General features: G+C 73.2%; 11 protein-coding genes. 1 reads left to right on the top strand and 10 read right to left on the bottom strand.

Going from position 1 to position 10,266, the window contains the following annotated elements; all coding sequences use genetic code 11:
* From MXD58_RS11880 to pyrR, 4 genes are all read right to left on the bottom strand, one after another.
* A partial coding sequence (locus MXD58_RS11880; protein WP_518477857.1) for a PH-like domain-containing protein occupies positions 1–799 on the bottom strand: 799 nt, incomplete at its 3' end.
* On the bottom strand, positions 796–2,106 hold the full coding sequence (locus MXD58_RS11875; protein WP_248839729.1) for a dihydroorotase: 1,311 nt from the start codon (positions 2,104–2,106) through the stop codon (positions 796–798). The genes MXD58_RS11875 and MXD58_RS11880, both read right to left, overlap by 4 nt.
* 104 nt (positions 2,107–2,210) lie before the next feature.
* A complete protein-coding gene (locus MXD58_RS11870; RefSeq protein WP_248839730.1) occupies positions 2,211–3,134 on the bottom strand; it encodes an aspartate carbamoyltransferase catalytic subunit in 924 nt (307 codons plus the stop codon).
* 160 nt (positions 3,135–3,294) lie between these two features.
* Positions 3,295–3,954, bottom strand: coding sequence for a bifunctional pyr operon transcriptional regulator/uracil phosphoribosyltransferase PyrR (gene pyrR, locus MXD58_RS11865; RefSeq protein ID WP_308301950.1), 660 nt, complete (start codon positions 3,952–3,954; stop codon positions 3,295–3,297).
* A 417-nt stretch (positions 3,955–4,371) separates the two neighbouring features.
* Between pyrR and bldD the strand changes: the two genes are divergently transcribed.
* The gene (gene bldD, locus MXD58_RS11860; protein ID WP_009742788.1) at positions 4,372–4,869 is read left to right on the top strand and encodes a transcriptional regulator BldD; all 498 of its coding nucleotides are present in this window, start codon (positions 4,372–4,374) and stop codon (positions 4,867–4,869) included.
* A gap of 229 nt (positions 4,870–5,098) precedes the next feature.
* On the opposite strand, the gene nusB is transcribed toward bldD, so the two are convergent.
* The 6 genes from nusB to MXD58_RS11830 form a co-directional block, all read right to left on the bottom strand.
* Positions 5,099–5,632, bottom strand: coding sequence for a transcription antitermination factor NusB (gene nusB, locus MXD58_RS11855; protein WP_284678238.1), 534 nt, complete (start codon positions 5,630–5,632; stop codon positions 5,099–5,101).
* Positions 5,629–6,192 carry an elongation factor P gene (gene efp / locus MXD58_RS11850; RefSeq protein ID WP_248839732.1) on the bottom strand — a complete coding sequence of 188 codons (564 nt, stop codon included), beginning with the start codon at positions 6,190–6,192 and terminating at the stop codon, positions 5,629–5,631. The genes nusB and efp overlap by 4 nt, the downstream gene beginning before the upstream one ends.
* A gap of 363 nt (positions 6,193–6,555) precedes the next feature.
* The gene (gene aroB / locus MXD58_RS11845) at positions 6,556–7,725 is read right to left on the bottom strand and encodes a 3-dehydroquinate synthase (RefSeq protein ID WP_248839733.1); all 1,170 of its coding nucleotides are present in this window, start codon (positions 7,723–7,725) and stop codon (positions 6,556–6,558) included.
* The gene (locus MXD58_RS11840) at positions 7,725–8,324 is read right to left on the bottom strand and encodes a shikimate kinase (RefSeq protein ID WP_248839734.1); all 600 of its coding nucleotides are present in this window, start codon (positions 8,322–8,324) and stop codon (positions 7,725–7,727) included. Before MXD58_RS11840 ends, aroB begins: the two co-directional genes overlap by 1 nt.
* 88 nt (positions 8,325–8,412) lie before the next feature.
* The gene (gene aroC, locus MXD58_RS11835) at positions 8,413–9,597 is read right to left on the bottom strand and encodes a chorismate synthase (protein ID WP_248839735.1); all 1,185 of its coding nucleotides are present in this window, start codon (positions 9,595–9,597) and stop codon (positions 8,413–8,415) included.
* 117 nt (positions 9,598–9,714) lie between these two features.
* Positions 9,715–10,266, bottom strand: a 552-nt coding sequence (locus MXD58_RS11830; protein ID WP_250609311.1) for a prepilin peptidase, incomplete at its 5' end; no start/stop codon positions are given.

Here is a 10,266-nt window from a genome sequence, read left to right as displayed (position 1 = left end):
CCGCGGTGCGGATGGCCGGCATCTCCTCGGTGGGCTGGCCCGACCCGGACCGTCCCGGTCCGGTCGCCAGGGACCGCGGCCGCAGCCTCGGCCGGATCCGGGGCAGCGCGTGCGGGGAGGTGATGTCGCCGCCGGCGAGATGGGCCGGCGGCGGGCCGATCAGCTCGTGCACGGCCCGCACCACCTTGGGCTGACGGGCCCGGTCCTCGCCGCGGAACCCCGTCTCCAGCTCGTGGCCGCCGTAGGACCAGGCGATGGCGATCAGCCGGCCGGGGGCCGACACCTTCCCGGCGTGCGCCCGTTCCAGGCGCGCCCCGCGCACGGCCTCGCGCGGGATCCAGAACGTGTCGCTGCCGCGGTCCACCCGGACCCCGGTCTCGTACACGCTGACGTACCCGGCGATCCGCCCGCCCAGGCCGCGGGCGGCGATCCACTCCAGCCAGTTGCCGGCGTCGACGGTGCCGAGGTAGGTGCCGCGCAGCGGAGCGGCGAGCACCGTGCCGGGCTCCGCCGGCGGCTCCGGCAGGTCGGGCAGGTTCTCCTCCTGCTCGGTCGCCCGGTTCTGCCACGCCCGCGCCAGCGCGCCGACGATCGCCACGATCACCAGCAGCAGGCCCACGGCGAGCAGCACCTGCAGGCCCAGGCGGTTCGGCGCCCGACCGAGGGCGAGCACGATCCCGCTGCCAGGCAGCGCAGTGCCGGGCAACACGGTGCCGGGCAACACGGTGCCGGGCAACACAGTGCCGGGCAGCACAGTGCCAGGCAGTGCGGCGGCGGCGGCGGGCAGCGAGGCTGTCATACGACCTTCCCGTCGAGCACGGTGGGCCGGCCCCGCAGGAACGTGGCGCGGACAGCTCCCGGCAGGGACCGCCCCGCATAGGGAGTGTTGCGGCTGCGGCTGGCGAGCGCGTCCGCGTCCACCACCCGCCGGGGCGACGGGTCGAGCAGCGTCACGGTCGCGGGCGCACCCACCGCCAGGGAACTCCCCGGGTCGCCCGCCGTGCACGGCAGACCACCGATTCGTGCCGGGGCCAGAGCCATCCGCCGCGCCACCCCGGCCCAGTCGAGGTGGCCGCCGACGACCATCGTCTCCATCACCACCGACAGGGCGGTCTCCAGACCGAGCATGCCGGGGCGGGCCGCGGCCCACTCGGTCTCCTTGTCCTCCAGCGCGTGCGGGGCGTGGTCGGTGGCGACGCAGTCGATCGTGCCGTCCGCGAGGCCCTCGCGCAGCGCCTCGACGTCCCGGGCGGAGCGCAGCGGCGGGTTGACCTTGAACACCGGGTCGAAGGAGCTCACCAGATCGTCGGTGAGCAGCAGGTGGTGCGGAGTGACCTCGGCGGTGACCTGCCAGCCCTTCGCCTTGGCCCAGCGGATGAGGTCCACGGAGCCGGCGGTGGAGACGTGGCAGACGTGCAGGCGGGAGCCCACATGCCCGGCGAGCAGCGCGTCCCGGGCGATGATCGCCTCCTCGGCGACCGCCGGCCAGCCCGGCAGGCCCAGACGGGCGGCCACCTCGCCCTCGTTCATCTGGGCGCCGGCGGTGAGGCGCGGCTCCTCGGCGTGCTGCGCGACGACACCGTCGAAGGCCTTCACGTACTCCAGCGCCCGGCGCATGAGCAGCGCGTCGGACACGCAGTGCCCGTCGTCGGAGAACACCCGCACGCCCGCGGCGGAGTCGGCCATCGCGCCGAGCTCGGCCAGGCGCTGCCCGGCCAGGCCGACGGTGACGGCGCCGACCGGCCGTACGTCACAGTGCCCGGCGTCCAGGCCGAGGCGCCAGACCTGCTCGACGACGCCCGCGGTGTCGGCGACCGGGGTGGTGTTCGCCATCGCGAACACGGTGGTGTAGCCGCCGAGGGCGGCGGCACGGGTGCCGGACTCGACCGTCTCGGCGTCCTCCCGGCCGGGCTCGCGCAGGTGGGTGTGCAGGTCGACGAGGCCGGGCAGCAGGATCAGCCCGTCGGTGTCGAGGATCGTGGTGCCGGGTGGCAGGCCCTCGGAGTCCGGGCTGGTCGAGCCCGCCGGGCGCCAGGCGCCCACGATCCCGTCGGTGAGAAGCACGTCGACGGGATCGCCGCCGAGCGGGCGCACCCGGCGCAGCACCCACGACCCGCCCTGGCCCCGTCCGTTCCCCGATCCCGCTGTGTGCCCAGATCCCGCTGTGTGCCCAGATCCCGCTGTGTTCGCCGGTGCCACCGTTTCCCCACTCATGTCGTCTCTCCAGAACCGCCCAGCAGCAGGTACAGCACGGCCATCCGCACGCTCACCCCGTTCGCGACCTGCTCGACCACGGTCGAGCGGGCGGAGTCGGCGACCTGGGAGGAGATCTCCATGCCGCGGACCATCGGGCCGGGGTGCATGACCAGAGCATGGTCCGCCAGCCGCGCGGCGCGGTCGACGTCCAGGCCGTAGCGGCGGCTGTACTCCCGTTCGGTCGGGAAGAACGCCGCCGACATCCGTTCCCGCTGCACCCGCAGCATCATCACCACATCGCTCTTCGGCAGCACCGCATCGAGGTCGTACGACACCTCGACCGGCCACGAGGAGACACCCAGGGGCAACAGCGTCGGCGGGGCCACCACCGTCACACTGGCCCCGAGGGTGGTCAGCAGCCACACGTTGGACCGCGCGACCCGGGAGTGCAGCACGTCGCCGACGATCGTCACGGCCAGGCCGTCGACGCGGCCCAGGCGGCGGCGCATGGTGAACGCGTCGAGCAGCGCCTGGGTCGGGTGCTCGTGGGTGCCGTCGCCCGCGTTCACGACGCTGCCGCGCACCCAGGTGGCCAGCCGGTGCGGTGCGCCGCTGGCGGAATGTCGGCAGACCACCGCATCCGCGCCCATCGCCTCCAGGGTCTGCGCCGTGTCCTTCAGGCTTTCGCCCTTCGACACGCTTGACCCACGCGCCGAAAAATTGATCACATCGGCCGACAGTCTCTTGGCGGCTACCTCGAAGGACGTGCGGGTGCGGGTGGAGTCCTCAAAGAACAGGTTGACGACGGTACGGCCGCGCAGGGTCGGCAGCTTGCGGACCGAGGCCTCGGCGACCCGCGCCATCCGCTCGGCGGTGTCGAGCACCAGCAGCGCGTCGTCCCGGCTCAGGTCCTCGGTCGAGAGCAGGTGCCGCTTCACGTCCGGCCTCCACTCGCGACCCGTCGGGACCTCGTCTCACCCGGTGACCTCGAACCACCCGGTGACCTCGTACCACCCGGTGACCTCGTACCACCCGGTGACCTCGTACCACCCGGTGACCTCGTACCACCTGGCATCCTCGCCAGGTCCGGTGTCCTCCTCATGCCCGTTCCCCCGCCTCGTCCCCGGTCACCTGGTCACCGTCGGCCGGCGGTCCGTCGTTCGGCGGCGCGTCGCCGGCCGAGGCGGGGGGCAGGATGACCACCCCGTCGGCGCCGTCGATCTCCCGCAGCCGGACCGCCACCGACTCCCGGCGCGAGGTCGGCATGTTCTTCCCGACGTAGTCGGCGCGGATCGGCAGCTCGCGATGGCCGCGGTCGACGAGGACGGCGAGCTGGACCGCCCGCGGGCGGCCGTAGGCGGCGAGCGCGTCGAGCGCGGCGCGCACCGTGCGCCCGGAGTAGAGAACGTCGTCAACGAGAATGACGACCTGTCCGTCGACACCGCCGTCCGGAATCTCGGTCACCTCGAGTGGCCGCACTCCACGCAGTCGCAGATCGTCGCGATACATGGTCGGGTCGAGGGAGCCGACGGGGAGCTCCACGCCTTCGACGGCGTGTACGCGCCGTGCCAGCCGGTGTGCGAGGGGTACCCCTCTGGTGGGTATGCCGAGCAGCGCGACACCGGCACCACCGGAGGTCTTTTCCAGAATCTGATGCGCCATCCGGCTGACGATTCGAGTGATGTCGTCGGCGGACAGTACTGTCCGAGCAACGCCGGGACGGCGCGACGCGGGGTCACCCGCGGCGGACACGGCCACGCGGCATCCCTCCTTCCCCGCCTCACGGGACGGTCCTTAAAGGAGCGGTCCCGGCGACGTTACCAGGGCACTCCGGGCGTGTGAGGGTCTGTGCGGGGACCGGCCTGACGCGTCCGGGCTCCCCCTGCGCAGAGGATTCACCTACTCCCGGCATCTCGTTGCCTCGTCAACTAGCATGAGCAACTCGTGACTGCCCGTCACCGTTGTCGTTGGCGCGCCCGCAGGTACGGCGGCAGGCCGAAGTTCCCGCCGGGCAGGCGGAGCGCGCAACCGAAGGGCTACAGAAAGTGGTACAAAGAAAGAAGCGACACGACCCCCCGGGTGTCGGGCCTCTACCCGGTGGGCACTACTATCGGTAACCGCCGGCGGCATGAGCCCCGGTTCCAGTGATCAATCACGACAGGAGTGGGCACTCCGATGTCCGACTATGCGAAGGCGCTCGGTGCTCGGCTGCGCGCAATACGCACCCAGCAGGGGCTCTCGCTTCATGGCGTCGAGGAGAAGTCGCACGGTCGGTGGAAAGCCGTCGTCGTCGGTTCCTACGAACGTGGGGACCGTGCCGTCACCGTACAGCGCCTCTCGGAACTCGCTGAGTTCTATGGCGTTCCCGTGGGCGAGCTGCTTCCCGAGGGTTCCACCGTTGCTCCGTTGGAGCAGTCCCCGCGGATCGTCCTCGACCTCGAGCGCCTCTCCCAGGTTCCCAAGGAGCAGGGCGGCCCGCTCGCTCGCTACGCGGCCACCATCCAGAGTCAGCGCGGCGACTACAACGGCCGGGTGCTGTCCATCCGCTACGAGGACCTGCGGTCCCTCGCGGTGATCTACGACACCTCTCCGAGCAAGCTCACCGAGCAGCTCGTGTCCTGGGGCGTGCTCTCCCCGGAGCAGGGCGCGGACGCGACCGCTTCGGACGTCTGACAGCTCGCCAGCACCACCCGCTTCACCAGGTTCACCAGGTTCATCAGCACTGCCTGCGGTTCTGTCGGCTCAGGGGTTTCGTTCGTGGCACGACCAGGCTTCACCTCCGACAGGACCGAACCGCAACGGGGTCGAGACCGACCAAACGCGTGGCACAGCCTGGCCGGGAGTACCCCGGTACGTCGCTAGGGGCGGCGTACCGGGCACGCGGACGGCGTCGGGTCCCGGGTCACCGGGCCCGGTTCGGCTCCGTTTCTGCCTGCCCGGCGGCTGCCGGCCCAGGCTGCGCCGCCCCGGCGGCCCCGCCGCTACCGGCCTCGACGGCCGCGGCACCCGTCTCCTCCACCGCGGCGCCGCGGGTCGCCGGCCTGCCGACGTCGATCAGGCTGCCCAGCAGCCCGTTGACGAACCCCGGCGAACGCTCCGTGGACAGGCTCTTCGCCAGCTCCACGGCCTCGTCGATGACGACCCTGGGCGGCACGTCGGGCCGCCAGCCGAGTTCCAGCACGGCGATCCGCAGAATGTTGCGGTCCACGGGCGGCATCCGCTCCAGCGTCCAGCCCTCGGCATGCGCGGAGATCCGCTCGTTGATCTCCCGCCAGTGCTCGACGACGCCCTCGACGAGGCCCTCCGTGTACTCGGAGACGGGCGGGTCGGCCCGGGCCATCCGGGCGTCGAGGATCTCGGCCACCCGACTACCGCGCACGTCCGCCTCGAAGAGGATGTCCAGCGCGCGCCGACGGGCCTTGGACCGCGCGCTCAGCTCGTCACCCGACCGAGATAGCGGCCGTCGCGGGTGTCGACCTTGACCTTCTCGCCGGTGGTGACGAACAACGGGACGTTGATCGTCGCGCCGGTCTCCAGCGTCGCCGGCTTCGTCCCGCCCGTGGACCGGTCGCCCTGCACACCGGGGTCGGTCTGCGAGATCGTGAGCTCGACGCTCGCGGGCAACTCGACGTAGAGCGGGGCGCCGTCGTGCAGGGCGACCGTCGCGACGGTGTTCTCCAGCATGTAGTCGGCGGTGGAACCGACGACGTTCGGCGGGATCGGGATCTGGTCGTAGGACTCGCTGTCCATGAAGACGAAGTCGGTGCCGTCCCGGTAGAGGTAACTCATCTCACGGCGGTCCACGGTCGCGACCTCGACCTTGACCCCCGCGTTGAACGTGCGGTCGACGACCTTGCCGGTGAGGACGTTCTTGAGCGTCGTGCGGACGAACGCACCGCCCTTACCCGGCTTGACGTGCTGGAAGCCGACGACGTTCCACAACACCCCGTCGATGTCGAGCGTCATGCCGTTCTTGAGGTCGTTGCTGGTCGCCACTGCGCGAGTTCTCCGTTCAGGTCGCCGTGCTTGGACGGCGGATCATAGTCGTGCGGAAGACTGGGTTGGTCGGACCGCACCCGCCTCAGCGGCCCCACCGGCTGGAACGACGCGCCCGGGGCCACGAAAGCCCTCCCGCGGCGGCGATCAGCCAGACCGCGGACAAGTCTACCGAGCCCGTCCCCACGTTCCCGGATCCCGGCGGACAGGGCCCGGCGGACAGGGCCCAGCGGACCGGCTCGGACGGTGCCGCCCCGGACAGTGCCGCCCCGGACAGTGCCGCCCCCGGACAGTGCCGCCCCCGGACAGTGCCGCCCCCGGACAGTGTCGCCCCAGGCGGACTCGGCCCGGACGGGGGGCGGCTCAGGCGGTGTCGGACAGCGACAGGCCGTCGGGCACCGACGCGTCCGCGGGCGGCGAGCTGTCGGCGGGCCGCGGCACCTCGCCCGGGGCCACGGCGGCGAACGCGGTCAGCAGCAGGCCCGGATCCGGGTTGTCGAACACGACCGTGTCACCCTGCCCGGCGAGGCCGATGAAGCGCAGCCGGTGCCCGCGGGTCTTCTTGTCCACCCGCATCGCGTCGAGCAGCTCCGGCCAGCGGTCACCCCGGTAGGTCACCGGCAGTCCGATGCGGGCGAGCAGGTCGCGGTGGCGGTCCGCGGTGGCGTCGGCGAGGCCGACGACGAGCCGGGACAGCTCGGCCGCGAACACCATGCCGACCGAGATCGCCTCGCCGTGGCGCCAGCCGAAGTTCTCCACCTTCTCGATCGCGTGGCCGAGGGTGTGGCCGTAGTTGAGGACCTCCCGGCGACCGGCCTCACGCGGATCGCCGGAGACCACCTCGGCCTTCACCCGGATCGACCGTTCGATCAGCTCGGGCAGGTGCGCGGCGCCGGTGGGGTCGTCGTCGAGCAGGTCGAGGATGGCGCCGTCGGCGATGAAGCCGGTCTTGACCACCTCGGCGAGGCCCGCGCGCACCTCGGCCGCCGGCAGCGTGCTCAGCGTGCTCAGGTCACACAGGACGGTCAGCGGCTGGTGGAAGGCGCCGACGAGGTTCTTGCCGGCATCGACGTCGATGCCGGTCTTGCCGCCGACGGCCGCGTCGACCATGCCGAGCACCGTGGTCGGCACCTGCACGACGTCCACGCCGCGCAGCCAGCTCGCGGCGACGAACCCGGCCAGGTCGGTGACGGTGCCGCCGCCGAAGCCGATGACCACGTCGTCACGGGTGACGCCGATGCGGCCGAGGGCGTCCCAGCAGCGCCCGGCGATCGCCAGCCGCTTCGCCTCCTCGCCGTCGGGCACCTCGATCGTGTGCGCCTGCACCCCGGCGTTCGCCCGCAGGTTCGCGACGACCGACGCCGCCCTCGCCCGCAGCGCGACCGGGTGGATCACCACGGCACGGGTCCGCCCGGCGACCGTCTCGGCGAGTCCGCCGAGCAGGCCCTCGCCGAGCACCACGTCGTAGGGCCGCTCCCGCGCGGGGCGCACCGGGATCCGGACGACGTCGGCCACCTTCGCCCGCACGCTCATCACCGTTCCTCACTCGGCCCGGCGGCCGACGTCGGCCCGTCGGGCGATTCGCGCAGCGCGGCCGCGACCAGGTCGGCGACCTCGTCCGGCTCGTGGCCGGCGGTGTCGACGACGGCCATGGCCACCTCGGCGTACAGCGGTTCACGGGCCTTGAGCAGGGCGGCGAGCCGGGTGCGCGGGCCCTCGACGAGCAGCGGACGGTCCCGGGCGAGGCCCACGCGGCGCACCGCGTCGCTCAGCCCGACCCGCAGGTAGACGACCCGGTGGCCGGCAAGCAGCGCCCGGGTCGCCGGGTCGAGCACCGAACCGCCGCCCAGTGCCACGATGCCGGAGTGCTCGGCGAGCGCGGCGGCCACCGCGCGGTGCTCCGCGGCGCGGAAGTACTCCTCGCCGAACTCGACGAAGATGTCCGACACGCTGGCGCCGAGCGCCGCCTCGACGTCGGCGTCGGTGTCGCGGAAGCCGACGGCCCACCGTCGCGCGAGCCGGGTGCCCACCGTCGTCTTGCCCGCGCCGGGCGCGCCGACGAGCACCACCCGCGGCCCGACCAGCACCGCCCGCGGCCCGGCCGGCGCCACCGCCGCCTCATCCCCAGTCACGCTCGTACTGTCCCGTCTGTCCTCAGGTCCGGCGATCGGCGCGCCCGGCGATCACCGACAGGTGCGGTGATCGCCGATCGGCGCGCGATCAGTGAATGAACAGGGATTTCAGGTATCCCTCGCAGTTGCGGCGGGTCTCCTCCACCGAGTCGCCGCCGAACTTCTCCAGGGCCGCGCCGGCGAGCACGAGCGCGGCCATCGCCTCGGCGACGACACCGGCCGCGGGGACGGCACACACATCGGAACGCTGGTTGATCGCGACGGCGGCCTCCCCGGTCGACACGTCGACCGTCGCCAGCGGCCGGGTCAGCGACGAGATCGGCTTCATCGCGACCCGGATGCGCAACGGCTCGCCGGTGGTCATCCCGCCCTCGATGCCACCGGCGCGGTCGGTCGCCCGGCGCACCCGCCGGCCGGCGCCACCGGTCGGCTCGATCTCGTCGTGCGCGACCGAGCCGCGCCGGCGCGCGGTGGTGAAGCCGTCGCCGAACTCCACGCCCTTGATGGCCTGGATGCCCATGAGCTCGCCGGCGAGGCGGGCATCGAGGCGGCGGTCGCCGTGCACATAGCTGCCCAGGCCCGGCGGGCAGCCGTAGGCGAGCACCTCGACGATCCCGCCGAGGGTGTCGGAATCGGCGTGGGCGGCGTCGATCTCGGCGACCATCCGCACGCTCGTCTCCTGGTCGGCGCAGCGCACCGGGTCGGCGTCGACGGCGGCCAGCGACGTCGGCGCCGGCGTCCCCGGCGGCACCTCGACCGCGCCGATCGCGACGACGTGCGAGATCACCTCGATGCCGTACGCCTGGCGCAGCAGCGCCTTGGCCGCGGTGCCGAGCGCGACCCGCGCGGCGGTCTCCCGGGCGCTCGCCCGCTCCAGCACGGGGCGGGCGTCGTCGAAGCCGTACTTCTGCATGCCGGCGAGGTCGGCGTGCCCCGGCCGGGGCCGGGTCAGCGGGGCGTTGCGGCCCAGGCCCGCCAGCACCTGCGGGTCCACCGGGTCGGGTGCCATCACCCGCTCCCACTTCGGCCACTCGGTGTTGCGCACGACGACGCTGATCGGGCCGCCGAGCGACACGCCGTGACGCAGGCCGCCGAGCAGCTCGATCTCGTCCTGCTCGAAGCTCATCCGCGCCCCGCGGCCATGCCCGAGCCGGCGACGGGCAAGCTCCGCCGCGATGTCCGCACTGGTCAGCCGGATCCCCGCGGGCAACCCTTCGACCGTGGCCACCAGAGCGGGACCATGCGACTCCCCGGCAGTCAACCAACGCACCATGCCCACCAGTCTTTCACGCCCAGGCACCCGCGCACGTCCCCGTCGGCGCAGCTCACGCCACCGACGACGGTCGCCGCCCGGAGCAGGGCCCCCTGACGTGCGCGAACAGGCCGGCCCTCAGGGATGGATGCCCGCCTGCACCACCGCGGACCAGGCCCCGGCGAGCAGGAACGGCCCGTAGGGCAGCCGGTCGTGACGACCGACCCGACCCGCCGCGAGCAGGGCGAGGGCGCCCAGGCCGCCGAGCAGCACCCCCGTGCAGAAGCCGCCGCCGACGTAGCCCCAACCCAGCCAGCCCAGCGCCCCGCCGAGCAGACCCGCGAGCTTCACGTCCCCGCGGCCGAGCCCGCCGCGCGACGCCCGGTGCAACGCCCAGAACACCAGCCAGCTCGCGGCGGCCGCGGCGCCAGCCCTGGCCAGCCGTCCCGGCGCCGCGTCGACCAGCGCCGCGAACCCGAGCAGCAGGGCCAGCAGCGGATAGGCGGGCAGCACCAGGTGATCGGGCAGCCGGTGCACCCGCAGATCCACGGCCGCCAGCCACACCCCGAGCACCGTCAGGTAGGCGAAGGCCGGCAGCCAGGACGGATGGCGGTGCAACGCGCCGGCCACGACGGCCACCGCCAGCACCGTCACAACCCGCAGCCGGCGCGGCGCCGGGCCGTCCCGGTG

It is taken from the genome of Frankia sp. AgKG'84/4, assembly GCF_023242965.2.
GTDB lineage: Bacteria > Actinomycetota > Actinomycetes > Frankiales > Frankiaceae > Frankia.
The sequence above is the reverse complement of the archived record's forward strand: the minus strand, read 5'-3'. Positions and strand labels throughout refer to the sequence as shown.

Bases quoted from the DNA above. Each gene is read 5' to 3' on its own strand.
- bldD (WP_009742788.1), top strand. From the start codon at position 4,372: ATGTCCGACTATGCGAAGGCGCTCGGTGCTCGGCTGCGCGCAATACGC.
- aroB (WP_248839733.1), bottom strand. From the start codon at position 7,725: ATGAGCGTGCGGGCGAAGGTGGCCGACGTCGTCCGGATCCCGGTGCGC.
- aroC (WP_248839735.1), bottom strand. From the start codon at position 9,597: ATGGTGCGTTGGTTGACTGCCGGGGAGTCGCATGGTCCCGCTCTGGTG.